Raw genomic sequence first — 26341 nt, 5'->3', positions numbered from 1 at the left:
CCGGTTTTCGAGCTGATTTGTTGCGGCCAGCTATAGCATGCGATGGGGCTTTTTTGGGCCATTTGGCCTTGCTCCCGCCCGCCTTTTCGGAGAGATTGCGGCCCTCGAAGACCAGGGATCACTGAGCCCCATGAACGCGCCTTCCTCCTCCCGCCAGATCGTCTGGCCCAGCGTCATCACCGTCATCAGCGCCGCCATCCTGATCGGCGCCGAGGTGTTCGGCGCGGCCTTTGCCGGCGGCTGGGCGCTCGCGATCCTGTTCGGACTCGGCGATCAGGGCGCGCACATCCTTCAGGCCGTGCTGTTCGCACTCGGCGTGCTGGTGATGACCGCGTTCATCCGCGCTGCGCAGCGCGTCGAGCCGTTCACCAGGCGCGGCTGACGCTTCGCGCGCGCGAGCAACGCGCGCACGACACAGAAAACTTAACGCGCGTTCATCTTCCGCGTCGCGGGCACCACACTGCGCAAGCAGATGTTAGGCAAATCTGTTCTCAGCCTAAAAAAATTCTTGCGAAGCAGAGTCAAAACGCTTATGTGCGCTCTTGCCCAATTTCGCACGTGCCTGTGGTCGTGTGTCAGTCGGTAGGTATCCGGACAAGAGGCCGGACAGCCGCCAAGGGGTGAAGAAGCCGAGGGGCTCTTCGGAAGCGCGGAAGTCGAGAAGACGAAGCGAACCCGAAGCGTCCAGCATCTCTCTCAAAGAGATGCCTTGTCGAAGGCGACTTCGCTCTTTGCAACCGTGACTGGCAGCCGGAGGCGAACCGGCGCACCCCGCTCTCAACGGGGGACGCGACTTAAAGCAACGACGGATCGGGCTTTTTTGGTCTCTACCGGCAGTCCAACGCCGGCGCGGGCTACTGAAAAGGCTTGTCCTTCATTGCCAGGTGTGCGGGCGGGAAATTCCCAACCAATCCACGGCAGCACAGTCTGGTTTGAGTCTTTTGGCTTCGTTGCGCCTCCATCGCGCAATCCGGCCAGAGCGCTCTTATCCGACGTCATTTTTTGAACGGATCCCCGTCGCTGGGCCGTTTGGGAGAGTGCTATGACCGAACGTATTCAGGAATTCCTGCGCAACCGCCGCAGCGAGGGCCGGGACACCGAGCCTTGCCTCGTCGTCGACCTCGAGGTCGTGCGCGACAATTACCAGACCTTTGCCAAGGCGCTGCCCGACAGCCGCGTGTTCTACGCCGTCAAGGCGAACCCGGCACCGGAAGTGCTGGCCCTGCTCGCCTCCATGGGCTCCTGCTTCGACACCGCGACCGTCGCCGAGATCGAGATGGCGCTGGCCGCCGGCGCGACGCCCGACCGCATCTCCTTCGGCAACACGATCAAGAAGGAGCGCGACATCGCGCGCGCCTTCGCGCTCGGCATCCGGCTGTTCGCGGTCGATTGCACCGCCGAGGTCGAGAAGATCGCCCGTGCCGCTCCCGGCGCGAAGGTGTTCTGCCGCATTCTCTACGACTGCGCCGGCGCCGAATGGCCGCTGTCGCGCAAGTTCGGCTGCGACCCGGAGATGGCCGTCGACGTGCTCGACGTCGCCAAGCGCCTGGGCCTGGAGCCGTGCGGCATCTCCTTCCATGTCGGCTCGCAGCAGCGCAAGGTGAAGGCGTGGGACCGTGCGCTGGCGATGGCCTCGCAGGTGTTCCGCGACTGCGCCGAGCGCGGCATCAACCTGTCCATGGTCAACATGGGCGGCGGCTTTCCGACCAAGTACCTGAAGGACGTGCCGCCGGTGGTGACCTACGGCCGGTCGATCTTCCGCGCTCTGCGCAAGCACTTCGGCAACCAGATCCCGGAGACCATCATCGAGCCGGGCCGCGGTATGGTGGGCAACGCCGGCATCATCGAATCCGAGGTCGTGCTCATCTCGAAGAAGAGCGACGAGGACGAGGTGCGCTGGGTCTATCTCGACATCGGCAAGTTCGGCGGTCTCGCCGAGACCATGGACGAGTCGATCCGCTACGCCATCCGCACCGCCCATGACGGCGCGGACATGACGCCGTGCGTGCTCGCAGGTCCGACCTGCGACAGCGCCGACGTGCTGTACGAGAAGAGCCCGTATCCGCTCCCGGTCACGCTCGAGATCGGCGACAAGGTGCTGATCGAAGGCACCGGGGCCTATACGTCGACCTACTCGTCGGTGGCGTTCAACGGCATCCCGCCGCTGAAGACCTACCACATCTAAGCAGCCTCACTTGTCCGAGGCCTGACGAACCCGGGAGCCGGCTTGCCGGCTCCTCCCTGACATCTCGATTTCTGACGACGCCTTGGACCGGCGTGCCTTTGGCACGCAGGTCTCAAGCGAGGACTGACGCGCCATGACTGCTTTTCGGAAGCCACAAGTCGCCCTCACTTCGAAAGCCGCTCCGTTCGCGATCCGTGCGGAGCGTGCGATCGACGTCGCCGCCCGTGAAGTGCTGCTGGATGCCTCCTTTGGCGAGAACCGCCATGACCGCACCTGCCAGCGCCTGCGCGACGGACGTGCACCTGCCGCAGGCCTTGCCCTGTCGGCTGTGCGCGAGGGGACACTCGTGGGAACCGTGCGGCTGTGGCACGTCAGCGCCGGAGGCAGGCCCGCTCTGGTCCTCGGACCGCTGGCGGTGGACCCTGCCTGCCGCGAGCTCGGGATCGGCGCCGCGCTGATGCAGCAAGCGCTGGCCGCCGCCCGGGCGCGCGGGCATGAAGCCGTGATCCTGCTTGGCGATGCGCCTTACTACGCCCGCTTCGGCTTCTCGGCGGAGAAGACCGGCGCACTGATGTTGCCGGGCCCGTTCGAGCGCGACCGCCTGCTGGCGATCGAATTCCAGGCCGGTGCGCTGGATGGCGTCGAGGGGATGATCGTCCCGACCGGCGCGGTCCTGACCAAACGGAGGGTAGTTCGTCCCCTCCAGGCGCACGCGGCCTAAGACATCGCCGTAACGGCGACGACCTCAGCCGCGTTGAGCGGCAACGCCCGGACGCGCCTGCGCCAAGCTCCATCCCTTTGGGGTTGCGCAGGCCCAGGAAACGCCCTTTAACCCCCGCCAAACACCCCTTTCAGTCGAGGTCCAAACCATGCCCCGTCGCCTGATCTCCACCGGCTCTCCCCTCGAGAAGACCGTCGGCTACAGCCGCGCCGTCATCGACGGCGATTTCGCCTTTGTCGCGGGAACCACCGGCTACGACTACACCACGATGACAATGCCGGCCGATGTCACGAGCCAGTCACGCAACTGCTTCAAGACCATCGAAGCCGCCCTGAAGGAGGGCGGATTCGAGATGGCCGATATCGTCCGTGCGACCTATTACGTCACCGACGCCAGCTTCATCGATGCCCATTTCGCGGTCTGCGGCGAGGTGCTCGGCGATATCAGGCCGGCTGCGACCTTGCTGGTCGTCAGCGCTCTCGCGAAGCCCGAGATGAAAGTCGAGATCGAAGTCACCGCCAAGCGCCGCAGCATCTGAAAAGCGCCGCAACGCCTGATCCACCCCACCCTTTGCCCGCCAGCACGTTCCGGAGAAACCATCCCATGAGCCACCCCTCGCAGATCTACGCGAAGATCACTGGTCCCATCGTCATGGTCGGCTTCGGCTCCATCGGCAAAGGCACGCTGCCGCTGATCGAGCGGCATCTCGACTACGACAAGTCGCGCGTCACCGTGATCGATCCCAAGGACGAGGGCCGCAAGGCCCATTGCAAGAAGCACAATGTCCGCTTCATCCAGAAGGCTGTGACCAGGGACAATTACCGGGAGTTGCTGACCCCGCTGCTCACGGAGGGCGGCGGCCAGGGCTTTTGCGTCAATCTCTCGGTCGATACCGGCTCGACCGACATCATGGAGCTCTGCAACGAGCTCGGCGCGCTCTATATCGACACTGTCAACGAGCCCTGGCTCGGCTTCTATTTCGATGCGTCGAAGGGCCCGGAAGCGCGCTCCAACTACGCGCTGCGCGAAGTGACGCTGGCCGCCAAGAAGGCGCGGCCTAAGGGCTCGACGACGGCCGTCTCCTGCTGCGGCGCCAATCCCGGTATGGTCTCCTTCTTCGTTAAGCAGGCGCTGCTCAATGTCGCCGCCGATCTCAAGCTCAATGCGCCCAAGCCCAAGACCAAGGCCGAATGGGCGGATTTGATGCGGCAGGCCGGTATCAAGGGCATCCACATCGCCGAACGCGACACCCAGCGCTCCAAGACGCCGAAAGAGCCTGACGTCTTCGTCAACACCTGGTCGGTGGAAGGTTTCCTGTCGGAAGGCGTGCAGCCGTCCGAGCTCGGCTGGGGCACCCACGAAAAATGGATGCCCGAGAATGCGCGCACCCACGAAGCCGGCTGCGGCGCTGCCATCTATCTGATGCAGCCCGGCGCCAACACGCGCGTGCGCACCTGGTGCCCGACCCGCGGCGCGCAATATGGTTTCCTCGTCACCCACAACGAGTCGATCTCGATCGCCGATTACTTCACGGTGCGTGACGCATCGGGCACGGCGGTCTATCGGCCGACCTGCCACTATGCCTATCATCCGGCCGACGACGCCGTGCTGTCGCTGCATGAAATGTTCGGCCGCGCCGCGAAGATGCAGGAGAAGCACCACATCCTCGACGAGAACGAGATCGTCGACGGCATCGACGAGCTCGGCGTGCTGCTGTTCGGCCATGACAACAATGCCTATTGGTACGGCTCGCAGCTCTCCATCGAAGAAACCCGCGCCCTCGCGCCCTATCAGAACGCCACCGGCCTGCAGGTGACCTCCGCCGTGCTCGGCGGCATGGTGTGGGCACTGGAAAACCCGAACGAAGGCATCGTCGAAGCCGACGAGATGGATTTCGACCGCCTCTTGGAAATCCAGCTGCCCTATCTCGGCCCGGTGAAGGGTTTTTATACCGACTGGACCCCTTTGACGGATCGTCCGGGACTGTTTCCGGAAGACATCGACACCAGCGATCCCTGGCAGTTCCGGAATATTCTGGTGCGGTGACGACTCAGCCGTCATGCCCGGGGCTTGTGCCGGGCATCCACGACCTTTCTTTCTGCAGCTCCAAGAACGTGGATGGCCGGGACAAGCCCGGCCATGACGCGGCAACGACGAGTGGGCTACTTCTCCCTGATCGGCGGCGCGATCTTCTCGGCGGGCGCCTGCGGCAGCACCGGCTTGGTGGCCGCGCCCTGCGTCTGCGGATCGGGGCGCGCCGGCTCGGGAGCCGGCGTGGTCGGCCGGTCGCCGCCCGGTTTTGATTCAGCCGGAGTCTTGCTCTGATCGTCGGACGGCGTGCCCTGGAGCGGTCCCGTGGCCTGCGCCAGCTCCATCCGGCTCTGTGCCCGGATCTGCGCCACCGACAGGCCTGACACCACGACGCCGGCAGCGAACAGCGAGCAGGCAATCATCAGGTCGAATTTCAGTCTGCGCTTGTCATTTTGGCCGGGCATGTCGATCACCGCCTTTGTCCGGGGGATCAACGAAGTTGCGCGACCGCGGTTCCGTGCCAGACAAGGCCGGAACCACACGCTCGCGCGCCAAAACGCCGCGCTCAGTCCGAGGTGCTGACTTCCCAGGTGGCGTGGCGCACGCCCGGCAGGTGCTGGAGATCGGTCGCCACCGCATTCAACTCGTTCGGATCGACCGCGGTCGAAACCAGCTTTGCGACGATCTCCAGAATGTCCTCGCCGATCTCGACCACTTCGATATCGGCCACCGGATACTTCGCGGCCTCCAGCTTTTCGACGAGCCGGTCGCGCATGTCGGGCAAGGCGTCAACCGCCACCGCGAGCTTGAAGTAGTAGGTCGCCTCCGAGGTCTTCTCGTTCAGCGGGATGCGGTTGATGGCATTGACCAGCGGCCGCAGCATGGTGTTGCCGGCGATGACGAACACGGTCAGCGCTGCCGCCTGTGCGACCATGTCGGCGCCGGCGCAGGAGCCGACCGCGGCGGAGGCCCACAGCGTCGCCGCGGTGTTGAGCCCGCGCACGTCCATGCCCTGCTTCATGATGACGCCGGCGCCCAAGAAGCCGATGCCGGAGACGACGTAGGAGATCACCCGGACCGCGCCGTCCGCACCGGTCAGATGCATGGCGAGATCGACGAAGGCGGCAGCGCCGACCGCGACCAGCACGTTGGTGCGCAGGCCCGCGGTGCGCTGGCGATACTGCCGCTCGGCGCCGATCAGCGTGCCCAGCACGAAGGCCGTGAACAGGCTGACCAGCGTGTCGGCGAAATCAGCAAGCTGGAAAGTCGTCAGAAACCGCATGGATGTAAGCTGCCGTAGGGTGGGCAAAGCGAAGCGTGCCCACGGCTCTCGTCAACGCAGAAGGATCGTGGGCACGGCGCAAGAGCCCACCCTACGGCCGGAACCATGACAGTTTAAAGCTCCAGCAGGCCGCCGTCCCCATTCTCGTCGGCGAACGCCAGCAGCGTGCCCTTGGCGTTCCAGGCGATCGCGGCCACGGGCGGGGTGCCGTTGCGGCGGACCAGGATCTCGGCGCCGTCTTCCAGACGCACCATCAGCACGGTGCCGTCGCTGTAGCCGGCGGCGAGGATGTCGTTCTTCGGATGGCAGGCGACCACCGATACGCGCGCCTGCAGCGGCGCCAGCATCGCGGGCTCCTTGCCCATCGGGCCGTCCTTGCTGCCGAACGGCCAGACGATGACGGTGTCGGCGCCCGAGGTCGCCAGCCCCTTGCCGCCCGCGCTCCACGACATCGAGCGAACGCGGCCGGGATAGCCGGTCATGCGCATGTGCCTGTTGTCGGCGAGACGCCAGCCGTGCAGCGCCGCCTCGTGCATCGTAGTGACCAGGAACTTGTTGTCGGGGCTGAAGGTGACGCCGAGATGCGAGCCGGCCCAGGGCAGGAATTCGGCCGATCCTTCCATGTTGGGAAACCACAGCGTCGCGCCGTTGTAATGGGCGATCGCGAGCCGCAGGCCCTTCGGCGCGAACGCAAGCCCGCCGACGGTCGAGGGCACCTCGAGCGATTTCTCCTCGGTCTTGCCGCTCTTGACGGTCGCCGTCTTGCCGGCTGACCACGCGTAGGCGCCATCGGCGTGCACCGCCACGGCGTCGATCCAGCGCCGCTTCGGATCGGTGGCGAGCAGCGTCACCTCCCCCTTGGCATCGAGCGAGACGACCTTGCCGTCGTCGCCGCCCATGACGAGACGCTTGCCGTCGGAGGCGTACGAGAGAATGCCGCCGCTGTGCACGGCGACGGTACTGATCTCGCCTTGGGCATCCACGAACGCGACATTCTCCTCGCCGCCGACGAAGGCGACGCGATCCCTGAGGAAATGCACCGAGGTCACGCCCATGCCGAGCGCAACAGGCTTGACGCGGTCGGTGACGGAGACGATCGAGGCGGAATCGGGGGCCGGCGTAAACTCTTTCATCACGAGACGATGCAGCTCTCAAAACCCTCGCGAATGGCCTTTTCCGGCAATTCGCGGCCGATGAAGACGAGGCGGCTTTGGCGCGGCTCGCCATCCTTCCATTTCCGCTGGTGGTTGCCCTCCAGCATCATGTGGACGCCCTGGAAGACGTAACGGTCGTCGTCGTCGTGGAAGGCGAGGATGCCCTTGGAGCGCAGGATCTTGCCGCCCTCGACCTGCACCAGGTTCTGGAGCCAGGGCATGAACATGTTCGGATCGAGCGGCTTGTCGGTCTTGAGCGAGAGCGACTGCATGTCCTCGTCGTGATAATGCTTCAGGCCGTGGCCGTGATCATGGTGGTGATGGTCGTGGCCATGATGGTGATGATCATGGTCGTGGTCATGATCGTCGGCCTGCAGGAAGTCAGGCTCGATGTCGAGGATGCGGTCGAGGTCGAACGCACCGCGATCGAGTACGTCGGCCAGCGCCACCGAGCAGCGCTCGGTGCGATGCAGCTTCGCATAGGGGTTGATGGCGCGGATGCGGGCCTCGACCTCGGCAAGCTCCGCCTTGGAAACGAGGTCGGTCTTGTTCAGCACGATGACGTCGGCAAAGGCGATCTGGTTCTTGGCCTCGGGGGCGTCCTTCAGCCGGTCGGACAGCCATTTGGCGTCGGCAACCGTGACCACCGCATCGAGCCGGGCGTTCTTCTGCACGTCCTCGTCGACAAAGAAGGTCTGGGCGACCGGCGCCGGATCGGCAAGGCCGGTGGTCTCGACGATGATGGCGTCGAACTTGCCCTTGCGCTTCATCAAGCCGTCCATGATGCGCACGAGGTCGCCGCGCACGGTGCAGCAGATGCAGCCATTGTTCATTTCGAACACTTCCTCATCCGCGCCGATGATGAGGTCGTTGTCGATGCCGATCTCGCCGAATTCGTTGACGATGACGGCGTATTTCTTGCCGTGGTTTTCCGACAGGATGCGGTTCAAAAGCGTGGTCTTGCCGGCACCGAGATAGCCGGTCAGGACGGTCACGGGAATTTTCTGGGACGCTTCAGACATAACTACTCCGAACGTAGGGCTTTTCCGCGCGACGCGAGGCGGGGTGGCCCCTGCCCTAATGGTCAAGCGCGCTGGTCAGGGCCTTTATATTGTGCCTGACCATGTCAATGTAAGTGGGTGCAGGCCCCTTTTCACCCGTCAAACCGTCCGAAATCAGGGTCCCGCCGACCTTTGCGCCGGTCTCGGCCGCGATCCGCCGGATCAGCCGGTCGTCGCTGATATTCTCCAGGAAAACGGCCGGGATCTTTTGGGCCTTGATCTGGCTGATGATGGCGGCGATGTCCCGCGCGCTGGGCTCGGTTTCGGTGGAGACGCCGAGCGGCGCGATGAACCGGATACCGTATTCGGCGGCGAAATAGCCGAAGGCGTCATGGGTGGAGATCACCTTGCGCCGCTCGGACGGAATCTTGGCCACGGCCTCGCGGACCTCGCGGTCGAGCGTTTCGAGCTTTTCCAGATAGGCCTTGGCCTGGGCGCGGAACGACTCCGCATCGTCAGGATCGGCCGCGGCCAGCGCGTTGGCGATATCAGTCACGTAGACTTTGGCGTTGGGGACGGACTGCCAGGCATGGGGGTCAGCGCCCGAACCGAGCTTGAGCGGGACGATGCCAGCGCTGGCGGTGACGACCGTTGCCTTGCTGCCGGAGGATTGCACGAGGCGCGGCAGCCAGCCCTCGAGGCCAAGCCCATTGACGATGACGAGCTTTGCATCCGCGATCCGCTTCGCATCGCTTGGGGCCGGCGCGTAGACATGGACGTCGCTGTCGGCACCGACCAGCGTCGTGACGTTGACCCGGTCACCGCCGACATTGCGGACGAAATCGCCGAGGATCGAGAAGCTGGCGACGACGTTGAGCCGTTCCGCGGCGTGCAGCGGCGAGGCGATCAGCAGCAGGGCAAAGAGGAGAAGAAAGCGCATCGCCATCACGCTTCCAGATGCCGGCCGGGAAACAGCTGTCGGACGATACCGCCGACGCGGCCGAACAGGACAGAGACGATGTAGAGCACGCTCGCCACGAGAATGATCGCAGGCCCCGACGGCACACGGGTCTGGAACGACAGCACGAGGCCGGCATAGCCCGAGACCGCGGCAACCACGACCGCGATACAAATCATCACCGTGAGATCGCGCGACCAGAACCGTGCAATGCCGGCGGGCAGGATCATCAGCCCGACCGCGAGCAGCGTGCCGAGCGCCTGAAAGCCGTTGACGAGGTTGATCACGACCAGCGCGAGGAAAGCGAGATGCGCAGGTCCTCCGGACCGGCTGACGGTGCGCAGGAACAGCGGATCGACGCTCTCGATTACCAGCGGGCGGTAGATCACGGCGAGCACCAGCAGCGTGACCGTGGCGTTGAAGGCGACCACCAGCAGCGTCTGGTCGTCCATCGCGAGGATGTTGCCGAACAAGACATGGAGCAGATCGATATTGGTGCCCTTGATCGAGACGATGGTCACCCCCAGCGCCAGCGAGGCCAGATAGAAGGTCGCGAGCGAGGCGTCCTCCTTCTGTCCGGTCGAGCGCGCGACCACGCCGGCGAGGATCGCGACCGCAAAGCCCGCGATCAGGCCGCCGGCCGTCATCGCGAAAAGATTGAGGCCGGAGAGCAGGAAGCCGACGGCCGCGCCGGGCAGGATCGCATGCGCCATGGCATCGCCGACCAGGCTCATCCGCCGCAACATCAGGAACACGCCGATCGGCGCGCCGGCCAGCGACAGCGCGATCACAGCGGCAAGCGCCCGCCGCATGAACTCGAATTCGGTGAACGGACCGATCAGCGCGTCATGGAGCATTGGACGTCACGCGGCCCGCGAGCGGGCATCGTCGGCCGCGCACGTCGCCGCGCTGTCGTCGAACGCCTCGCACATCCGCATCGCGACGACAAGGTTCTCCGGCGTCAGCACCTCCGCCGTCGGTCCCCAGGCCACGGGGCCGCGCGCCAGCACCAGCGTCTCGCTGAAATGATTTCGCACCATCTCCATGTCGTGCAGCGCGGCCAGCACGGTGCGGCCCTCGCCATGCCAGTGCTTCACCAGCGCGAGCAGGTCGGTCGTGGTCTTGCTGTCGATGGCGTTGAAGGGCTCGTCGAGCACGATGAGGCGCGCGTCCTGGAGCAGCACGCGCGCGAACAGCACACGCTGCATCTGCCCGCCGGAGAGCGTGCCGATCGGCCGGTTCTCGAAGCCGTTGAGGCCGACGGAAGCGATCGCATGCAGGATCTTGTCGCGCGCGGCCTTGCCGATGCCGCCGAACAGGCCGGTCGCGCGCCACAGACCGGTCGCGACGAAATCGAACACCGAGATCGGAAAGCTGCGGTCGATCTCCGCGCTCTGCGGCAGATAGGCGATGTCGCGGCTGTCGAGCCCGCCGAGATGGATGCTGCCGTCGAGCGGCCGGAGGATGCCGACGATGCCGCGCAGCAGGGTCGACTTGCCGGCGCCGTTCGGGCCGATCACGGCGACCAGCGCACCGGAGGCGACCTCGCCGTTGAGATGGTGCACGGCCGGATGCCGGTCATAGCCGAGCGTGACGTTGTGGAAGTGCACGGCCGCCATCGTCACCTCATCGCCAGGAAGACGATGCCCCAGAGCACGGCGCAGACGGCAACGGCGGCCGAGAGGCGGCCCGCCATGGTCATGTGCAGGATCGACCAGGTCGCGGCTTGGGCCGGATGCGGCGAGGATGCGTCATGGACATGGGCGTGGCTGTGGTCGTGCCCGTGCGAATGCCCATGGGTATGGGAATGGCCGTGGGCGTGATCGTGATGGTGGACGTGGGACGCGGTGGGAACCATTCTTGGATGTTATATTATAACATAACGCCTGTCCACGCCAGGCTCAGGGCTTGCCGATCACCATCGCGATGGCGGCCGCCACGAACGGGAACGGCACCGAGACCGCGCAGCGGAACCAGACGAAGCGGGCCGGCATGAACGGGATTTCCCACAGGATCACCCGCTGGAAGGCAAACAGGGCCCAGGCGACGACATAGGCGACCACCTGCGGCACCCCGCCCCCGGACTTCAGCGCCACGGTACCGATGGAGAAGCCGATCACGGGTCCGCCGGGCGTGGCGGCGCCGGCGACCACGGCGGTCGCAACGCCGAGCCAGCCGCTGTCCGGCCCGAGCCAGCCGGTGATCACCTCCTGCGGGATGATGGCGGCGATATAGCCGGAGCCGATCACACCCAGCGCAATCCGCGGCACGATGTTGATGAAGTCCATCGAGCCTTCGCGCAGCGAAGCCCTGAACACCGGAGGGCCACGGCGAAAGGCGATCAGGCCGACGCCGAACACCGAGCCCCACAGCAGGATGTCGATGAGGAGCGCGGCGCTCAATTCGCCTCCTCGTCGCTATCGCGCTTCGGGTAGAGCCGGACATAGACGAAGCGCCCGAGCGCGCCGGCAAGCACCGGCAGCGGCAGCGAGATCACGATCCGCCACAGCGTGAAGTCGGTGCCCATGATCGGGATTTCCCAGGCGACCGCCCGGCCATAGCCGATCAGGGTCCAGCTCACGACCATGGCGATGGTGGCGCCGAAATCGGCGCCGACCGCCAGCAGCGCGCTTGCCACCGGATAAGCGGTGAAGGGGCCACCGGGCAGGATCGCGCCGAAGGCGGTGCCGATCAGGAGGCCCTTCAGGCCGGATTGCGGCCCGAGTGAGCGCGAGACTCTTTCGTGCGGCAGGATCTCGGAGATGAAGGCGCCGAGCAGGCAGCCGGCCAGCACGCGCGGCAGGATGCCGCCGAACAGCGAGAGGTCGTGGGTGAGAATGTCGAGCACGCCGTCGGTGCCGTCACGCCGCCAGACCAGGCCTGCGCTGACCGCCACCAGGGCCGCGATGATGATCGTCGACCAGCCGATCGGCTTGCGGACACGCCCCGGCCGCGGCTCGGACTCGGCGTCCGCGGCAGGCGCCGGGTCTTTCGGGGAAGGGTCTGACAACGGGCTCGGGTCGGCTCGATGGTGATGCCCATTCTGATTAAGGGCGCCGCCCATGCGATGCAAACGGTACGATCACAGACCGGTGCGCGCATGGCGCAGGACTGCTTCAATCAATTCCGCACAGCAAAAAGGCGGCCGCGCATGCGGCCGCCTTTTGTTTTCGGAGTAAAGCCTCAGGCCTTGTCGAACAGGGACTCGACGTATTCCCAGTTCACGAGGTTCTCGACGAACGCCTTGAGATAGTCCGGGCGGCGGTTGCGATAGTCGATGTAGTAGGAGTGCTCCCAGACGTCGCAGCCGAGAATCGGGGTGGCGCCGTGCACCAGCGGATTCTCGCCATTCGGGGTCTTGGCGATCTCGAGCTTGCCGTTCTTGACCTGGAGCCAGCACCAGCCGGAGCCGAACTGGCCGACGCCGGCCGCCTGGAAGTCGGTCTTGAACTTCTCGAAGCCGCCGAGGTCCTCGTTGATCTTCTTCTCGAGCTTGCCCGGCAGCTTGGTGCCGCCGCCATTGGGCTTCATCCAGCTCCAGAAGTGAATGTGGTTGTAGTGCTGGCCGGCGTTGTTGAACACGGCGGGATTCTTGCCGAACGAGCCCTTGACGATCTCCTCAAGGGACTTGCCTTCCCATTCGGTGCCCTTGAGCGCGTTGTTGCCGTTGGTGACGTAGGCCTGATGATGCTTGTCGTGGTGGAATTCCAGCGTCTCCTTCGACATGAACTGGCCGAGGGCGTCATAGGCGTAAGGGAGTGGGGGCAGCGTGAATGTCATGGGTTCTTGTCCGCAACTGGTGGGGAACGTTCTAACGGTCACCCCTTATAGAAGGTTCCGCGGCCGTTAAATACCGCGAATTTGCGAAAATGCGTGATGCGATCGATTGGCCGGATTGCATAAAATCGACGCATCGAATGGGGCGCGTCGCTAGGCCGTAAAATATCATTGCCTTTGAGGCGCTTATGGCAGAACGAACGCACCACGGCGCGGAGATGCGGAAGAGAGAGCGATGAGCATCGAGATCGATATTTTGAACGGCGACGCCTCGTGGCGGATCGCCGAGCCATTGCATCAGGCGGTCTGGGGACCGCAACAGGTCGCGGACAAGCCCTGGGCTCACGTCAAATGGGATAACGCCCACCTTCGCGTGCTGATCGAGACGCCCGAGGACGGCCTCGTTTGCCATGTCGGCGTCTATTTCCGCACAGTCACCTGGAACGGCCAGAAGGTCCATATCGGCGGCATCGGCGGGGTCTGCACGCGCGAGGACCGGCGTGGCCGCGGCTATGCGACCGTGGCGATCGACGCGGCCGTCCACACCATGCGCGCCAACGAGGCCGTGCGCTTCGCGCTGCTGTTCTGCGAGCCGCACAATTTTGGATTCTACGAGAGGCGGAGCTGGCTGCCTTTCAAGGGCGAGGTCCATTGCGAGCAACCGGAGGGGCGAATCCGCTTCGACTACATGGCGCCCTATGTCTTCAACATCGTCCGCGCCCCGACGCTGGGCACCATCGACCTATGCGGCCTGCCGTGGTGAGCCCTGCGTGACCGGAGGGCTGGTGCCGGAGAGCCACACCCTGTAATATGTCAATCATCATTTAATATTCGACCCGGTGAACATGACGATCGACGCCCCGCTAGACGCCGCCGCGCCGCGTGCCCCGGTCGCCTCCCCCATCGCCAGCCTGTTGACGGCGCCGATCCTGCCGACTCTGCTGCGGCTTGCGATTCCCAACATGATCGCGATGGTCGGCAGCACGCTGGTTGCGATTGCCGAGACCTCCTATATCGGCCGGCTCGGCACCATCCCGCTGGCGGCGATCGCGCTGGTGTTTCCGTTCGCGATGCTGACGCAGATGATGAGCGCGGGTGCGATGGGCGGCGGCGTCTCATCCGCGATCAGCCGCGCGCTCGGCGCCGGGGACCGCAACCGCGCCGCGACGCTGGCGCTGCATGCCGCCATCATCGGCCTCTGTGGCGGGCTGTTCTTCACGGTGATGATGCTGGCCTTCGGCCGCTCGTTCTTCACGCTGCTCGGCGGGCGCGAGCGCGTGCTCGAAGAGGCCAGCGGCTATTCGCAAATGCTGTTCTCCGGCGCCATTGCGATCTGGCTCGTCAACACGCTGGCCTCGGTGATCCGCGGCACCGGCGACATGCGGCTGCCCTCGATGATTCTGATCGGGGCAAGCACGCTCCAGATCGTACTCGGCGGCACGCTGGGGCTCGGCCTGTTCGGCGTGAAGCAATTCGGCATGCCGGGCGTCGCCGCCGGCCAGTTGATCGCATTCACCTGCGCCGCGGTCTTCTTCCTCTGGTATCTGCTGTCCGGCCGCAGCCGGCTGTCGCTCAACGTCCGCGCCTTCCATTTCGAGCCGGCGATGTTCTTCGACATCCTCAAAGTCGGCGCGTTGGCCTGCCTGTCTCCGCTCCAGACCGTGCTCACCATTCTGATCTTCACAAAGATCCTGGCAACGTTCGGCACCGAGATGCTGGCCGGTTACGGCATCGGCTCGCGGCTGGAATTTCTGCTGATCCCGATCACCTTCGCCTTCGGCATCGCCTCGGTGCCGATGGTCGGCATGGCGATGGGCGCCGGACAGGTGAAGCGCGCGCGACGTGTCGCCTGGAGCGCGGCCGCGGCGTCCGGCCTCACTGTCGGTACGATCGGTCTCGTCATCGCGCTCGATCCCGCATTGTGGGTGTCGCTCTTCACGGCCGATCCCGGCGTCACCGCCGCCGCGCACAGCTATTTCCATTGGGCCGGCCCTGCCTTCGTGTTCTTCGGCATGGGTGTGTCGCTATATTTCTCCTCGCAGGGCGCCGCGCGCGTCGGCGGCCCCGTGCTCGCCTCCACCGCGCGGCTTCTGATCGTCGCGATCGGAGGCATCGGCCTCATGATGGCACAGGCGCCGGCCTGGACCTTGTTCGCGCTGGTCGGCGGCGCCATGATCGTGTTCGGATTGTCGACCGCAGCCTCGGTCGCCTTCGCGCGCTGGGGCAAATGAGCGCAGGCAAATACGCGCAGGAATGTGATTTCATTCAGCGTTGCACTATCCAGCTAGGCTGCTATGGAGGCGCTCCATTTCGGGGCCTCTCCATGACTACCAGATTCGCTGCTCTCATCGTTCTCCTGGCTGCGCTGCTTGGCGCGACTGCCGTCCACGCGCAGAGCGCCGACGGGACCTGGCTGACCCAGGCCGGTGATGCCCGCGTCAAGATCAGCAAGTGCGGCGGCGGCATCTGCGGCCACATCGTCTGGCTGCGCGAGCCCATGGACACCGCGACCGGCCAGCCCGCCACCGACAGCAAGAACCCGAATCCCGCGCTCGCAAAGCGCCCGATGATCGGCTTGCCGTTGTTCAGCGGCATGCAGCCTGTGGGGCCGAACAAATGGTCGGGCCAGATCTACAACGCCGACGACGGCAGCACCTATGCGAGCAGCGTCGCGGTGACAGGCGCAGATTCGCTGCGGGTCGAAGGCTGTGTCGGCGCACTCTGCGGCGGCGAGACCTGGACCCGCGCGGGACGGTAATCCTCTCTCGTGTCCCGGACGCGCTACGGCACGCAGTGACGCTGCGCAGCGCCGGGACCCGGAAAGCAGCACAGTACGACACGGCGACATGGGCCCCGGCTCAGCAGCGCATCATTACATGCTGCGCTGCGTCCGGGGCACGAGAGTGGTGTTACCCCATCATCGCCTTCAGCGCCGTCGCCGCCGAGGCATAGCCGCCCCGTGCGCCATCGATGAAGTGCACGTGGTCGCTGCGCAGCGCCGAGGGCGTGAAGCAGGTCATCATCGCGGCGTCCTGCTGGTAAAGGCCATAGCGCACGATGCCGTCGCGCGCGGCGGCGGCGAGACGGTCGCTCAGCGACCGCTCGAGCTGCGGGGTGCAGTCAAGGATCATGCGCAGGCCGTCGTCATATTTGCGGAAGTCCGAGTTCTCGACCACCTGGCGCCTGTAGACGTTCGGCACGAAGCCGCCGACATTGAGGTCGAAACGCATGATCAGATAGACGAACAGCGTATAGGCCAGCACGCTGGCGCGACGGGCAAGCAGCGGGCCGCCACGTTTGGTCCGGGCCTCGAATTCCAGCCCCTGCGGCGGCCATTTCAGCGGCGGCCCCTGCGGCGGCACCGGGCGGCCACCATCGGGGCTGCGCTCGACGAGATGGATGATGTCCTCGATCACCTTGCGGAACGCCGAAGGATCGGCGCCGCGCGCCGGCATCACCAGCACCGACAGGATCAGGCCGCGCGCAGCCGGCATCACCTCGAAGCGGCACGACAGGCCGGAGAGGTCCGGCTGCGTGCCGGCGGGTGCCTCCGTGACCGCGAACTCGCCGCGCTTCATCGCGGCGTCGGCGAAGGCGAGCCCGCCGCCGGAGAACATCGCATAGGACAGGTTCGCCGACGGACCGAAGCGCGCGACGCGCACGTCGAGGCCATGCGCGCGGATGGCGCTGACCGGTACCAGTGCGACACGCATCTTCAGGTCGAGATCCTCGCTTACCCAGGTCGCGGTCGCGGCCAGCGCCTCGCGGGCGGGTTCGAGATCGGATGGCGCGACCGCAAAGCTCGCGCCGTCGCCGCCGAACACGAAGGGGAATTCGCGTCCCTCCAATGCGTTCGTCACCGCCGCGATCACGGCGGCGCCGGCCATGTTGACCGCCTTGTAGCGCTGCGCCGCAATCGCCTTGGTGGAATCGACGATGTCCGCGACACCGATGCTCCAGTCGTCCGGCAGCGGCGCATAGAGTGCGGGGTCCATCAGGCTGGTGAAGCCCCGAAAGACGGGAATGCCGCCATAGAAAGAGTCGCCTGATGTCATCGGGTGATGCCGGATGGTTGGGACGCGTCCAAGAGACAGTCCAAGAAACATACGTGGCAGGATCGATCCGGGTTCGCCCGCCGGCGCCCCGAAGTCCGATCATTGGCCGAAATGGAGGCGGACAACAAGATCGCACCGCGCCGCAGTGCCGCGGCTCGTCATTGATCAGCATCAAACATCCGGCCGCAAATGACGTTTACGGTTGAGCCATCTGAAATGGTTACGCGGGATAATCGAGGTGTCTGATTTTGGCAGCAAGGACTCCACCTCGCCAGTACGCCGACGTACGGGGCTGGACGCGATCAGCGCGGTGAAAATGCCGGAGATGCTGACCGCCACCGTCGATGCCTGGGCCGAGGCCCACCAAATGTCGCGCTCGGATGCGATCTGCAAGCTGGTTGAGTTCGGCCTGAAGATCGCGCCTCCCGCAGCAGCGCCAGGGTCCACGGTCGCCTCGGACGCGACCAGGCTCGAGGAGCTCGCGGTGCACGAGATCGAGGGGTTGCTCGATCCTGCATTGCCGGAGGACGAACGCGAACGCCGCATCCGCCGCCTCACCGAAGGGCCGCCGGAATTCTCACACGAACGGATTGACCTGCCGAAGCCGCGGACGTGAGCGACTAGTGCAGCTTCTCGTCCTGACGCTTGCGCAACGCGGATGCGGGAACGTCGTGACAGCCGACGAGACGCACGAATTGCTGCGGATACATCTCGTGGCCATGATCGCCGGAATTCTGATGCGACATCGGCGGACAGCGGACGTCGTCCGGCTTCGCACGGGATTGCTGGTTTCGGCGCTGACTTGAAGCGGTCATGTTTGAAGTCGCCATGAACTGCTCCCTTTCGATTAGGGCAGATCGATTGACGTAACCCAATCGATTACGGGGCATCTTACGACCAAATCCGGCTGAATGTCATTGCGCCGAATCAACGCAATTGTGGCGGCGGAGTTCCGCTTAAGCCGTATTCCCCGCATCGACCGTGAAGACGGTGCCGGTCACGTTGCGGCCGCCCTCGCCCAACAGATATTCCGCCATGCGCGCGACGTCGTCGGTCTCGGGCAGGCGGCGCAGCGCGCTGCGGCCCGCGATGCGTTTGCGCGCTTCGTCGGAGAGATTGTGGGTCAGCTCCGTGTCGATGAAACCCGGCGCGATCGCATTCACGGTGATGCCGAGCTTGCCGACCTCGCGCGCGAGCGAGCGGGTGAAGCCGGTCGCCGCGGCCTTGGTGGCGCCATAGACCGACAGGCCGTTGTAGCCGGTCGTCGCGATGATCGAGGAGATGTTGATGATGCGGCCGGCGCCATCGGCCATCATCTGCCGTGCGACATATTTGGTGAGGATGATCGGCGACAGCACGTTGAGCTGCACCAGCGCCTCGATCTCGGAATTGTGCATGGTCGCGAGCAGGCCTTCGGTGCCGAGACCGGCATTGTTGACGAGGCCGTAGATCGGGCCGAATTCGTCGCGCACGAGCTTTGCGAAAGCGGGAATCGCGTCGATCACCGCAAGATCGCATGCGCGGAAATGCAGACGCCCCTCGGACTCCGCGATCGCCGCCTTGAGCTCGTCGCTCACGCGCCGCGCTGCGGCGATCACGTTGTAGCCGGCGCCAGCCAGACGCTTGCCGATCGCAAGGCCGATGCCGCGGCTGCCGCCGGTGACGAGGACATTATGCATCGGTGCGCGCCAGTTTGCCGGCCGGGGTGACGTTCAGTGCCTCGACGAAGCGGATCACCGCCGGCACCTTGTGGGACGCGAGCTGGGCGCGACACTGATCCAGGATCTGGTCGCGGATCTGCTTCGCCCGCGTCTGGTCGGTGCCGTCGGCGAGGATCACGTCGGCCACGACGATCCCGCCGGTGATCGGGCTCTTTCGCGACTTGGCCCGCGACATCCGCACGTCGGCATGGCGATTGATGACCGCCTCGATCTCTTCAGGGTGGACCTTCAGCCCGCCGATATTGATGATGCCGCCGCGGCGGCCGACGAAATAATAGCGGTCGCCGCGCAACTCGACGATGTCGCCGCTGTCGACGAACCCGTCATCATCGGCGAGCGCCGCGGCGTTGCGGCCGATATAGGCATGCGCGGTGCGCGTGGAGCGGATGCGGAGCGAGCCGTCCACAACCTTCATCTCGACCCCGTTGCGGTTGCCGAGATAGTCGGCCGGAAAGCCTTCGAGCCCGTCGTTGACAGCGAAGCCGACACCGGCCTCGGTCGATGCATAGGCATGGCCGACGGAGGAATTCGGGAACGCCGCCTTCAGGCCGTCGAGCACCGCCTGGTCGGCGATCTCGCCGGAGAGACGGACGTAAGCGGGCGCGAATTGCGCGGCCGAGCCGCTCATCAGAAGCTTGCGCCAGTGCGAAGGCGTGCCGGAGATGTGGGAGACCGCACGCGCATTCAGCCGCGCGACGTGATCGGCGAGCGCCTCATGCGGATCCGACAGCACCATCGAACCGCCGGAAAGGATCGCGCGGAGGAAAATCTGGAGGCCGCCATAGCGGCGAATATCGTAGAAAGTCGCCCAGACTGGCGCCGGTCCGCGCGCGGGACCTTCGGCGACGATCGCGCCGGTGAGCGCTTCCAGCGTATGGCCGGCGATCTTGGGCACGCCCGAGGTGCCCGAGGTCAGCATCAGCCATTCGGTGGCGCGCTCGGTCTGCGCAGGCACGGTGGTCTGAAGCGGCAATTGTGCGGTAACGACCAGCGGCACGCCGGTCTCAGCCCAGCGATCGGGCTCGTCGGTGACGACGGCATCGATCCCGGCATCCGCAATCAGCGCGTCCAAATAAGTCGGATTGAGATCGGGCGGACACAGCAGCATGCGACGGGCGACGCCGTCGAGCTCGATCATGGCCAGCCCGGACCGCAGCTGGTCGGACAATCTGAGCAGCACGGCGCGGCCGGACAGCTCGCGCAGGCGGCCACCCAAAACCGTGTGCGACAGGACGTCGGTCAGCGACACGACGTCGTGCGCATCCGACAGCGTGCGGCCTTTCAGCTCCGCGCCGAGATGGTCGCGTAGCGCAAAAATCTCACGCGGGGACATTTTCGTAGGCCCGCACGAAATCGCCCACCGTGGCGGGGAACGCTGCGTCCTCGGAAATGGTGAAGGGATCGACACCGGTCTCGTCCTCGAGCCGGGCGACAAGGATCGCGAAGGCGAGCGAGTCGAAACCCGTCTCGTGCAGGGACAGATCGTCCGAGAGCGCGGGAAGCGTGACGTGCTGTTCCCTAGCGATCTGCTGGATCGCTTCAATGACCTTGGACCTTACCGACATGGCTGGCTTGCCTCTTGCTTTGTTACTCGACCGAATGTCTTGCGACGGCTCTTGATGACCGCCTCCCCATGGCCCTCTGTTTACCCGACAGAAGTAAATGGCTTCTTGGACAATTCAGATAAAATTGGACCTATCTCGCGATTTTGGTTCGGCTACAGCCGGATCGTACCGTCCACGATCTGCGCATATGCGCCGGAATCGAGCGCAACATAGCCGCCGGATTTCGGCTCCAGCATGAACAGCGGATCGCTGATCGCACCGGGATCGAAGCCCTCGCGCGCGCGATCGCCCTTCTTCTGCTTGAACGTCTCGGTCGCATCGAGCTCGCGCGAGATGCGGATGAAGACCGGGCGGGCGTAAGCCGGCAGGCGCCGTGCGAGATGCGCGGGCAATGCCGCGACGTCAAAACCCTCGTTCACGACGATCGCACTCATGCCGGCGCGGCCATCGGTGCCGGGGATGCTGACGCCGTAGGTGGTGGCGTCGACGACGCCGGTAAAATCGCGCACGGCGTCGTTGACCTCCGAGGTCGCGACGTTCTCGCCCTTCCAGCGAAAGGTGTCGCCGATGCGGTCGACGAAATGAAAGAAGCCCTTGTCGTCGAGCCGCATCAGGTCGCCGGTGCGGAACCAGGCGTCGCCCTTGGCGAAGACATCGCGCAGGATCTTCTTCTCGGTCTCGCCGGCATCGGTGTAGCCCTCGAAGCGGCCGCCGCCCTGGTCGGCCGTGCCGATGCGGCCGATGGCTTCGCCCGCCTCGCCACGGGCGCAGGCAATGCACAGGCCCGCTTCGTTGCGCAGCGGCGCACCGCTATCGGGATCGAGCTTGACGAGGCTCGCAGGGAAACGATGCGCGAGCAGCGGCGGGATTCGGCCGATCGCACCCACCTGACCCTCGACGTTGAACAGGGAGAAATTGCCTTCGGTCGCCGCATAGAATTCGAGGATGCGGGGAATGGCGAAGCGGGTCTGAAAATCTTCCCAGATGTCGCCGCGCAGGCCGTTGCCGCAGACGAGCCGCAGGCGATGGCGGTTCTCGTATTCCGACGGCGGCGCCTTGAGCAGATAGCGGCAGAGCTCGCCGATATACTGGAACAGCGTGCAGTCGTGCCGCACGATGTCGGGCCAGAAATTCGACGCCGAGAATTTTTCGGCGATGACCACCGAGCCGCCGGCGGCCAGCATGCTGCACGGCGCGACGATGCCGCCGACCGAGTGGAACAGCGGCAGGCAATCGTAGAGCCGGTCCTGTGGGCCAGCGCCGGTGAGGCCGGCGAACCAGAAGCCCCAGTTGAGGATGCGGCGATGGCTGATGCTGGCGGCCTTGGGCAGGCCTGTCGTACCGGACGTATAGATCAGCAGCGCGCGATCATCGATGGTGACGTCGCCGTGCTCTTCGGGCGAAAGCGGGCCGTCGTGGAGGGCGGCAAGCGCGACGTCGATGGCGCGTTCGCTGCGGGCATCGCCATGGATCCAGATCGTGGCATCCGTCTTCAGATGCGGCTTCGCGCCTTCCAGCGTTTCCACCAGATCGTGCGCGACGATGATGTGCAGGGGCCTGGCGACATCGAGGCAATGCGCGAGCGATTGCCCGACAAGCTTCGTGTTGACCAACGCGACCACCCCGCCGACGCGGCTGATGCCGAGCCACGCGGCGAGATAGTCGATGCCGTTCGGCATGACCAGGCCGACAGTGTCGCCCTTGGCGACGCCGACCGAGCGCGCCCACCGCGCATAGCGATTGATGCGTTTCGACAAACCTTCGTAGTCCAGCGTTGCGTCATCTGTAACAAGCGCGACGCGATCGGGCTGGCGCTGCGCCCAATCGTCGACGACGTCGGCGAACAGGCGGCCCGGCAGCGTCTCGATCCGCGCGGTGAGCTCGATGGCTTTCAGCCAGATCTTTGACGCCGAAGGCGCGCGCGCGGCCTTCGGTTGCTCGATGACGCCGGTGGTCATGCCGTTCATGCTTTCGGAACGTGTCTGCAGGTTCCGGCAGCTTAATCCGCGCGTCCTGCCCAGGTGTTAAGAGACAAGGTAAAAGCCGGTTAGTGCACGATTAACTCTAGTCATCCTTTACCAAGCCGACGGGATCGGCGTGCGCGGCAGCGCAATTCTTGCGATAGCAAGTCGACGACGCCGAGCGGGCTTGCTGCCCCTCCCCCTGTGCGAGGAGCCGGCGAGAGTGGGGATGAAGACGATGATCACCAAGCGCCATTTCCTTCAGACCGCCGCCTGTGCCGCCTCCGCGCTGGCCGCGCCGCGTGCGTTTGCCATCGGCAATCCCTCCTATCCGTCGCGCAGCGTGAAATGGGTGGTGCCCTATGCTCCGGGCGGCGCCACCGACGTGCTGTCGCGGTTGCTCTGCCAGCGCCTGTCCGACCGGCTCGGGCAGACTTTCATCGTCGAGAACAAACCGGGCGCCGGCAGCAATATCGGGACACAGGCCGTGATTGCGTCCGCACCCGACGGCTACACGCTGCTGCTGACCTCGACCGCGAACGCGATCAACGCTTCGTTCGATCCGGCACTGCCGTATGATTTCGCCAAGGGCATCGCGCCGGTCGCGGGCGTGGCGCGGATTCCGCTGGTGCTGGTCGTCAACAACGACCTGCCGGTGAAGACCGTCGCCGACTTCATCTCCTATGCCAGGGCCAATCCCGGCAAGATGTCGATCGCCTCCTCCGGCATCGGCACCTCGCTGCACCTGTCCGGCGAGTTGTTCAAGGCGCTGGCCGGCGTGCAGTTCACCCACGTGCCCTATCGCGGCTCGGCACCGGGCCTGACCGACGTGATGAGCGGCCAGATCCAGGGCATGTTCGACAACGTCACCTCGTCCTTCGAGCTGGTGCGCGCCGGCAAGCTGCGCGCGCTCGGCGTCACCACGCGCGAGCGCTCGGAGATATTTCCGGACGTGCCGCCGATCGCCGACACACTGCCCGGCTACGAGACCAGTTCGTTCTACGGCGTCGGCGCCCCGCACGACACGCCGCCCGAGATCGTCGATCTCCTCAATCGCGAGATCGACACCGCGCTCTCCGACGGCGCGATCAAGGCCCGCATCGCCGAGCTCGGCGCGATCCCGCTGCACGGCAATGCCGGCGCGTTCGGCGGCATGCTGACGGCAGAGACCGAGCGCTGGCGCAAGGTGGTCGAGTTGTCGGGGATCAGGAAGGAATAGCCATGCGAGCACTCCGGTCGCGAAGCGCGCCGACACTCGTAGCGGCAATCATCCGGCGCTAGCCACTTCTCCTGTGGCGCTGAGGCGGCGGCGGAGTGACCGGGTAATACGGATTGAGATCGCAGGTCGCGGAGCGGCCGGAAGCGGTGGCGCGGCACTGCGGCAGCGAGGTGAAGGAGCAGTCGTACCACTCCCCGCCACCGCCGTTCGCGCCGGAATAGACGTGCATGCAGATCGGATAGCGAGGATCGAAGGTCTGGGCATGCGACGGCAGCGCCGCGAACAATGCGCCGGCGGTCACGACAAGGCCGAGGCAGCGGTGCGAAGTGAATATCTGCAGAAACCGCATCTCAGACCGTTAATTCTGTTTCTTGTGACGCTTGCGCGGGGGCGGCGGCTGGTCGAAGGCGTAATAGGGATTGAGGTCGCAGCTCGCGGAGCGGCCCGACGCCGTCGCGCGGCACTGCGGCAACGACGTGAAGGAGCAGTCGAAATAGTCTCCGCCGCCACCACCGAAGCCGCCGGGCATGTAGACGTGCATGCACACCGGATAGCGCGGATCATAGGTCTGGGCGCTGGCATCTGCCGCGACGAACAGCGAGGCAATCGCGGTGAGGGTCATGATCGGCAAACGCATGGACTTAATCCTCGAATCGATGGCGTCGGCGAATCTGATGCCGACGGCCTCCTATGGCATAACACCACGCCGGAGGCGACTGTTCCCAGGGACAGATGACGGCAAGGTGAGGTGAGCTGTCGCAACGCACGCGTCATGGCCGGACTTGACGGCCATGACGCCCAAAGAAGCCGCGTTAGCCCAGTCCCTGCAGCACCAGCCGGTTCAGCCGCGCTGCAAACGCCGCCGGATCTTCCGGCAACTCGCCGTCCAGGATCTGCGCCTGCTCGAGCAGCAGCAGGCTGAGATCATCGACCACCTTGGAGCCGGCCTGGGCCTTGGTGATGGCTCCCACCATCGGATGGCGCAGATTGATCTCGAGCACCGGCTTGGTGCGCATGCCGCGGTTCTGTTGCGCCAGGATGCGCTCGAGCTCGCGGCTGGGGCCCTGGCTGTCGGCAACGAGGCAGGAGGCCGAGCTGGTGAGGCGCGTGGACGCCTTGACGTCGCTGACGCGCTCGCCGAGCGCAGCCTTGATCACCGCGATGGTCGCCGCCTCGTCCGCCTCCGGCTCGTCCTTCTTCGCCTCGTCCTTGTCGTCGACGCGCGGGATCAGATCGAGATTGAGGTCGCCCTGGCTCAGCGACTTCAGCGGCTTGCCCTCGAACTCCGTCGGCATCGAAGTCCAGAAGGCATCGACGGGATCGGACAGCAGCAGCACCTCGATGCCGCGCGCGGTCGCGGCCTCGAGCCGCGGGTTGGACTTCAGCCGTTCGATGCTGTCGCCGACGAGATAATAGAACTCGGTCTGGTTCGGCTTGAAATCGGCGACGATCTGCTTCAGCGAACGCTTCTCGCCCGACGTCGTGGTGAAGCGCGACAGTGCGAGCAGCTTTTCGCGACGCTCGAAATCCTCGTAGATGCCTTCCTTCAGCACCGCGCCGAAGGCGTCCCAGATCTTGGCAAAGTTCTCGGCGTCCTTCTCGGCGAGGCTTTCGAGCTCGGACACGACGCGGGTGGCCACGGCCTTGCGGATCTGGGCCAGCTGCGGATTGTTCTGCAGCATCTCGCGCGAGATGTTGAGCGGAAGATCCTCGCTGTCGACCACGCCGCGGATGAAGCGCAAATAACCCGGCAAGAGGTCGGCATCGTCGGTGATGAAGACCCGGCGGACGTAGAGCTTCACCCGGCCCTTGCGATTCGGCTCGAACAGGTCGAACGGCTTGGTCGAGGGCGCAAACAGCAGCACGGCGTAGGAGTAACGGCCCTCCGCGCGATAATGCAGCGTCATCGCGGGATCGTCGAAGGCGGAGCCGATCTGCTGATAGGCCTTCTTGTAGTCTTCTGCCGAAAGCTCGGATTTCGAGCGCTGCCACAGCGCGCTCGCCGAATTGATCTGGCGCGGGTCGCCCTCTTCCGGCACGAGCTCGATGGGAAACAGGATGTTGTCGGAATAGGCACTGATGATGCGCTCGATCTCGTAGGTCTCGAGATATTTCTTCGCGTCGTCCTTCAGGTGCAGGACGATCTCGGTGCCGCGCGCCACGCGGCCCGCCTCCTCGTCGCTGGCGCGCGCGATCTCGAAGCCGGAACCGCCGGACGACGTCCAGCTCCAAACGTCGCTCTCCCCGGCGCGGCGGCTGACGACAACGATCTTGTCGGCGACCATGAAGGCGGAATAGAAGCCGACACCGAACTGGCCGATCAGGCCGAGACCGTCCTTGGCCTCCTTCAGCTTCGACACGAAGGCCTTGGTGCCGGAGCGGGCGATGGTGCCGAGATGGTCGATCAGCTCCTGCCGCTCCATGCCGATGCCGTTATCGGCGATCACGAGCGTTCCGGCCGTCTTGTTCGGGATGATGCGGATCTTGAGGGCGTCGCCCTCGCCCAGCAGCGCGGGACTGGCGATCGCCTCGTAGCGCAACTTGTCGCAGGCGTCCGAGGCGTTGGAGACGAGCTCGCGCAGGAAGATATCGGTCTCCGAATAGACGGAGTGCACCATGAGGTGCAGAAGCTCGGAAACCTCGGCCTGGAAGGGCTGCGTATGCACAGCCGTATCTGACGTCGTCATGCGTTTACCCGGTCAATCAAAGGG

Annotated in this window: 30 protein-coding genes; 10 read left to right on the top strand and 20 right to left on the bottom strand. The window is 65.2% G+C overall.

Annotated features, from left to right (window positions below):
• Positions 1–130: 130 nt before the first annotated feature.
• The 5 genes from AC1RUR_RS22875 to AC1RUR_RS22855 all read left to right on the top strand — a co-directional run bounded on the left by AC1RUR_RS22875 (position 131) and on the right by AC1RUR_RS22855 (position 4952).
• A complete protein-coding gene (locus tag AC1RUR_RS22875; RefSeq protein ID WP_492848095.1) occupies positions 131–382 on the top strand; it encodes a hypothetical protein in 252 nt (83 codons plus the stop codon).
• A 660-nt stretch (positions 383–1042) separates the two neighbouring features.
• Positions 1043–2185 (top strand): type III PLP-dependent enzyme, encoded by a 1143-nt coding sequence (locus tag AC1RUR_RS22870; protein ID WP_492848093.1) that lies wholly within the window; start codon positions 1043–1045, stop codon positions 2183–2185.
• A gap of 133 nt (positions 2186–2318) precedes the next feature.
• Positions 2319–2906 (top strand): GNAT family N-acetyltransferase, encoded by a 588-nt coding sequence (locus AC1RUR_RS22865; RefSeq protein WP_492848091.1) that lies wholly within the window; start codon positions 2319–2321, stop codon positions 2904–2906.
• Positions 2907–3054: 148 nt separating this feature from the next.
• Positions 3055–3444 (top strand): RidA family protein, encoded by a 390-nt coding sequence (locus tag AC1RUR_RS22860; protein ID WP_492848089.1) that lies wholly within the window; start codon positions 3055–3057, stop codon positions 3442–3444.
• 65 nt (positions 3445–3509) lie between these two features.
• Positions 3510–4952, top strand: a complete 1443-nt coding sequence (locus AC1RUR_RS22855) for a homospermidine synthase (RefSeq protein ID WP_492848087.1) — start codon at positions 3510–3512, stop codon at positions 4950–4952.
• Positions 4953–5068: 116 nt separating this feature from the next.
• Here AC1RUR_RS22855 and AC1RUR_RS22850 read toward each other — a convergent pair whose 3' ends face one another.
• The 11 genes from AC1RUR_RS22850 to AC1RUR_RS22800 all read right to left on the bottom strand — a co-directional run bounded on the left by AC1RUR_RS22850 (position 5069) and on the right by AC1RUR_RS22800 (position 13112).
• Positions 5069–5401 carry a hypothetical protein gene (locus AC1RUR_RS22850; RefSeq protein ID WP_492848085.1) on the bottom strand — a complete coding sequence of 111 codons (333 nt, stop codon included), beginning with the start codon at positions 5399–5401 and terminating at the stop codon, positions 5069–5071.
• Between the two features lie 101 nt (positions 5402–5502).
• Positions 5503–6219 (bottom strand): MgtC/SapB family protein, encoded by a 717-nt coding sequence (locus AC1RUR_RS22845; protein WP_492848083.1) that lies wholly within the window; start codon positions 6217–6219, stop codon positions 5503–5505.
• 113 nt (positions 6220–6332) lie between these two features.
• Positions 6333–7352 carry a WD40 repeat domain-containing protein gene (locus AC1RUR_RS22840; protein WP_492848081.1) on the bottom strand — a complete coding sequence of 340 codons (1020 nt, stop codon included), beginning with the start codon at positions 7350–7352 and terminating at the stop codon, positions 6333–6335.
• Positions 7352–8395, bottom strand: a complete 1044-nt coding sequence (locus AC1RUR_RS22835) for a CobW family GTP-binding protein (protein WP_492848079.1) — start codon at positions 8393–8395, stop codon at positions 7352–7354. Before AC1RUR_RS22835 ends, AC1RUR_RS22840 begins: the two co-directional genes overlap by 1 nt.
• Before the next feature lie 55 nt (positions 8396–8450).
• Positions 8451–9314, bottom strand: a complete 864-nt coding sequence (locus AC1RUR_RS22830; RefSeq protein WP_492848077.1) for a metal ABC transporter solute-binding protein, Zn/Mn family — start codon at positions 9312–9314, stop codon at positions 8451–8453.
• Positions 9315–9319: 5 nt separating this feature from the next.
• Positions 9320–10189, bottom strand: coding sequence for a metal ABC transporter permease (locus AC1RUR_RS22825; RefSeq protein WP_492848075.1), 870 nt, complete (start codon positions 10187–10189; stop codon positions 9320–9322).
• Positions 10190–10195: 6 nt separating this feature from the next.
• Positions 10196–10951, bottom strand: a complete 756-nt coding sequence (locus AC1RUR_RS22820; protein WP_492848073.1) for a metal ABC transporter ATP-binding protein — start codon at positions 10949–10951, stop codon at positions 10196–10198.
• A 2-nt stretch (positions 10952–10953) separates the two neighbouring features.
• Positions 10954–11190 carry a hypothetical protein gene (locus AC1RUR_RS22815; RefSeq protein WP_492848071.1) on the bottom strand — a complete coding sequence of 79 codons (237 nt, stop codon included), beginning with the start codon at positions 11188–11190 and terminating at the stop codon, positions 10954–10956.
• A gap of 43 nt (positions 11191–11233) precedes the next feature.
• Entirely contained in the window at positions 11234–11734 is a 501-nt protein-coding gene (locus AC1RUR_RS22810; protein WP_441233684.1) for a hypothetical protein, read from the bottom strand.
• Positions 11731–12342, bottom strand: a complete 612-nt coding sequence (locus AC1RUR_RS22805) for a permease (protein WP_492848068.1) — start codon at positions 12340–12342, stop codon at positions 11731–11733. The genes AC1RUR_RS22810 and AC1RUR_RS22805 overlap by 4 nt, the downstream gene beginning before the upstream one ends.
• Positions 12343–12515: 173 nt before the next feature.
• Positions 12516–13112: a superoxide dismutase gene (locus AC1RUR_RS22800; RefSeq protein WP_211381291.1), complete on the bottom strand. Its 597-nt coding sequence runs from the start codon at positions 13110–13112 to the stop codon at positions 12516–12518.
• Between the two features lie 232 nt (positions 13113–13344).
• Between AC1RUR_RS22800 and AC1RUR_RS22795 the strand changes: the two genes are divergently transcribed.
• The 3 genes from AC1RUR_RS22795 to AC1RUR_RS22785 all read left to right on the top strand — a co-directional run bounded on the left by AC1RUR_RS22795 (position 13345) and on the right by AC1RUR_RS22785 (position 15867).
• Complete coding sequence (locus AC1RUR_RS22795) at positions 13345–13872, top strand: GNAT family N-acetyltransferase (protein ID WP_492848066.1); 528 nt, start codon at positions 13345–13347, stop codon at positions 13870–13872.
• A gap of 82 nt (positions 13873–13954) precedes the next feature.
• Positions 13955–15340 (top strand): MATE family efflux transporter, encoded by a 1386-nt coding sequence (locus AC1RUR_RS22790; RefSeq protein WP_492848064.1) that lies wholly within the window; start codon positions 13955–13957, stop codon positions 15338–15340.
• Positions 15341–15432: 92 nt separating this feature from the next.
• Positions 15433–15867 (top strand): DUF2147 domain-containing protein, encoded by a 435-nt coding sequence (locus AC1RUR_RS22785; protein ID WP_492848062.1) that lies wholly within the window; start codon positions 15433–15435, stop codon positions 15865–15867.
• A gap of 151 nt (positions 15868–16018) precedes the next feature.
• Here AC1RUR_RS22785 and AC1RUR_RS22780 read toward each other — a convergent pair whose 3' ends face one another.
• Entirely contained in the window at positions 16019–17164 is a 1146-nt protein-coding gene (locus tag AC1RUR_RS22780; RefSeq protein WP_492848060.1) for a DUF3095 domain-containing protein, read from the bottom strand.
• Between the two features lie 229 nt (positions 17165–17393).
• Between AC1RUR_RS22780 and AC1RUR_RS22775 the strand changes: the two genes are divergently transcribed.
• Positions 17394–17780, top strand: coding sequence for a hypothetical protein (locus AC1RUR_RS22775; protein ID WP_492848275.1), 387 nt, complete (start codon positions 17394–17396; stop codon positions 17778–17780).
• Between the two features lie 4 nt (positions 17781–17784).
• On the opposite strand, the gene AC1RUR_RS22770 is transcribed toward AC1RUR_RS22775, so the two are convergent.
• The 5 genes from AC1RUR_RS22770 to AC1RUR_RS22750 form a co-directional block, all read right to left on the bottom strand.
• Entirely contained in the window at positions 17785–17994 is a 210-nt protein-coding gene (locus tag AC1RUR_RS22770) for a hypothetical protein (RefSeq protein ID WP_492848058.1), read from the bottom strand.
• Between the two features lie 126 nt (positions 17995–18120).
• Positions 18121–18843, bottom strand: coding sequence for an SDR family NAD(P)-dependent oxidoreductase (locus AC1RUR_RS22765; RefSeq protein WP_492848056.1), 723 nt, complete (start codon positions 18841–18843; stop codon positions 18121–18123).
• Positions 18836–20218 (bottom strand): class I adenylate-forming enzyme family protein, encoded by a 1383-nt coding sequence (locus tag AC1RUR_RS22760; protein WP_492848054.1) that lies wholly within the window; start codon positions 20216–20218, stop codon positions 18836–18838. Before AC1RUR_RS22760 ends, AC1RUR_RS22765 begins: the two co-directional genes overlap by 8 nt.
• Positions 20205–20450: an acyl carrier protein gene (locus AC1RUR_RS22755; protein WP_008135396.1), complete on the bottom strand. Its 246-nt coding sequence runs from the start codon at positions 20448–20450 to the stop codon at positions 20205–20207. Before AC1RUR_RS22755 ends, AC1RUR_RS22760 begins: the two co-directional genes overlap by 14 nt.
• Before the next feature lie 152 nt (positions 20451–20602).
• The gene (locus AC1RUR_RS22750; protein ID WP_492848052.1) at positions 20603–22417 is read right to left on the bottom strand and encodes a long-chain-acyl-CoA synthetase; all 1815 of its coding nucleotides are present in this window, start codon (positions 22415–22417) and stop codon (positions 20603–20605) included.
• A gap of 232 nt (positions 22418–22649) precedes the next feature.
• Between AC1RUR_RS22750 and AC1RUR_RS22745 the strand changes: the two genes are divergently transcribed.
• Complete coding sequence (locus AC1RUR_RS22745; RefSeq protein WP_492848273.1) at positions 22650–23630, top strand: Bug family tripartite tricarboxylate transporter substrate binding protein; 981 nt, start codon at positions 22650–22652, stop codon at positions 23628–23630.
• 58 nt (positions 23631–23688) lie between these two features.
• Here AC1RUR_RS22745 and AC1RUR_RS22740 read toward each other — a convergent pair whose 3' ends face one another.
• From AC1RUR_RS22740 to htpG, 3 genes are all read right to left on the bottom strand, one after another.
• Positions 23689–23979, bottom strand: a complete 291-nt coding sequence (locus AC1RUR_RS22740) for a DUF3551 domain-containing protein (protein ID WP_492848050.1) — start codon at positions 23977–23979, stop codon at positions 23689–23691.
• Positions 23980–23988: 9 nt separating this feature from the next.
• The gene (locus tag AC1RUR_RS22735) at positions 23989–24267 is read right to left on the bottom strand and encodes a DUF3551 domain-containing protein (protein WP_492848048.1); all 279 of its coding nucleotides are present in this window, start codon (positions 24265–24267) and stop codon (positions 23989–23991) included.
• A gap of 175 nt (positions 24268–24442) precedes the next feature.
• Positions 24443–26317 (bottom strand): molecular chaperone HtpG, encoded by a 1875-nt coding sequence (gene htpG / locus AC1RUR_RS22730; protein WP_492848046.1) that lies wholly within the window; start codon positions 26315–26317, stop codon positions 24443–24445.
• Positions 26318–26341: the final 24 nt, after the last annotated feature.

It is taken from the genome of Bradyrhizobium sp. GW821-FHT12B03 (genome assembly GCF_058807535.1).
The sequence above is the reverse complement of the archived record's forward strand: the minus strand, read 5'-3'. Positions and strand labels throughout refer to the sequence as shown.

Coding starts and splice junctions, on each gene's coding strand:
- AC1RUR_RS22820 (WP_492848073.1), bottom strand. CDS start 10,951: ATGGCGGCCGTGCACTTCCACAACGTCACGCTCGGCTATGACCGGCAT.
- AC1RUR_RS22825 (WP_492848075.1), bottom strand. CDS start 10,189: ATGCTCCATGACGCGCTGATCGGTCCGTTCACCGAATTCGAGTTCATG.
- AC1RUR_RS22800 (WP_211381291.1), bottom strand. CDS start 13,112: ATGACATTCACGCTGCCCCCACTCCCTTACGCCTATGACGCCCTCGGC.
- AC1RUR_RS22860 (WP_492848089.1), top strand. CDS start 3,055: ATGCCCCGTCGCCTGATCTCCACCGGCTCTCCCCTCGAGAAGACCGTC.
- AC1RUR_RS22785 (WP_492848062.1), top strand. CDS start 15,433: ATGACTACCAGATTCGCTGCTCTCATCGTTCTCCTGGCTGCGCTGCTT.
- AC1RUR_RS22855 (WP_492848087.1), top strand. CDS start 3,510: ATGAGCCACCCCTCGCAGATCTACGCGAAGATCACTGGTCCCATCGTC.
- AC1RUR_RS22850 (WP_492848085.1), bottom strand. CDS start 5,401: ATGCCCGGCCAAAATGACAAGCGCAGACTGAAATTCGACCTGATGATT.
- AC1RUR_RS22830 (WP_492848077.1), bottom strand. CDS start 9,314: ATGCGCTTTCTTCTCCTCTTTGCCCTGCTGCTGATCGCCTCGCCGCTG.
- AC1RUR_RS22815 (WP_492848071.1), bottom strand. CDS start 11,190: ATGGTTCCCACCGCGTCCCACGTCCACCATCACGATCACGCCCACGGC.
- htpG (WP_492848046.1), bottom strand. CDS start 26,317: ATGACGACGTCAGATACGGCTGTGCATACGCAGCCCTTCCAGGCCGAG.
- AC1RUR_RS22875 (WP_492848095.1), top strand. CDS start 131: ATGAACGCGCCTTCCTCCTCCCGCCAGATCGTCTGGCCCAGCGTCATC.
- AC1RUR_RS22770 (WP_492848058.1), bottom strand. CDS start 17,994: ATGGCGACTTCAAACATGACCGCTTCAAGTCAGCGCCGAAACCAGCAA.
- AC1RUR_RS22760 (WP_492848054.1), bottom strand. CDS start 20,218: ATGTCCCCGCGTGAGATTTTTGCGCTACGCGACCATCTCGGCGCGGAG.
- AC1RUR_RS22845 (WP_492848083.1), bottom strand. CDS start 6,219: ATGCGGTTTCTGACGACTTTCCAGCTTGCTGATTTCGCCGACACGCTG.
- AC1RUR_RS22870 (WP_492848093.1), top strand. CDS start 1,043: ATGACCGAACGTATTCAGGAATTCCTGCGCAACCGCCGCAGCGAGGGC.
- AC1RUR_RS22745 (WP_492848273.1), top strand. CDS start 22,650: ATGATCACCAAGCGCCATTTCCTTCAGACCGCCGCCTGTGCCGCCTCC.
- AC1RUR_RS22795 (WP_492848066.1), top strand. CDS start 13,345: ATGAGCATCGAGATCGATATTTTGAACGGCGACGCCTCGTGGCGGATC.
- AC1RUR_RS22865 (WP_492848091.1), top strand. CDS start 2,319: ATGACTGCTTTTCGGAAGCCACAAGTCGCCCTCACTTCGAAAGCCGCT.
- AC1RUR_RS22835 (WP_492848079.1), bottom strand. CDS start 8,395: ATGTCTGAAGCGTCCCAGAAAATTCCCGTGACCGTCCTGACCGGCTAT.
- AC1RUR_RS22840 (WP_492848081.1), bottom strand. CDS start 7,352: ATGAAAGAGTTTACGCCGGCCCCCGATTCCGCCTCGATCGTCTCCGTC.
- AC1RUR_RS22755 (WP_008135396.1), bottom strand. CDS start 20,450: ATGTCGGTAAGGTCCAAGGTCATTGAAGCGATCCAGCAGATCGCTAGG.
- AC1RUR_RS22750 (WP_492848052.1), bottom strand. CDS start 22,417: ATGAACGGCATGACCACCGGCGTCATCGAGCAACCGAAGGCCGCGCGC.
- AC1RUR_RS22740 (WP_492848050.1), bottom strand. CDS start 23,979: ATGCGGTTTCTGCAGATATTCACTTCGCACCGCTGCCTCGGCCTTGTC.
- AC1RUR_RS22790 (WP_492848064.1), top strand. CDS start 13,955: ATGACGATCGACGCCCCGCTAGACGCCGCCGCGCCGCGTGCCCCGGTC.
- AC1RUR_RS22780 (WP_492848060.1), bottom strand. CDS start 17,164: ATGACATCAGGCGACTCTTTCTATGGCGGCATTCCCGTCTTTCGGGGC.
- AC1RUR_RS22765 (WP_492848056.1), bottom strand. CDS start 18,843: ATGCATAATGTCCTCGTCACCGGCGGCAGCCGCGGCATCGGCCTTGCG.
- AC1RUR_RS22735 (WP_492848048.1), bottom strand. CDS start 24,267: ATGCGTTTGCCGATCATGACCCTCACCGCGATTGCCTCGCTGTTCGTC.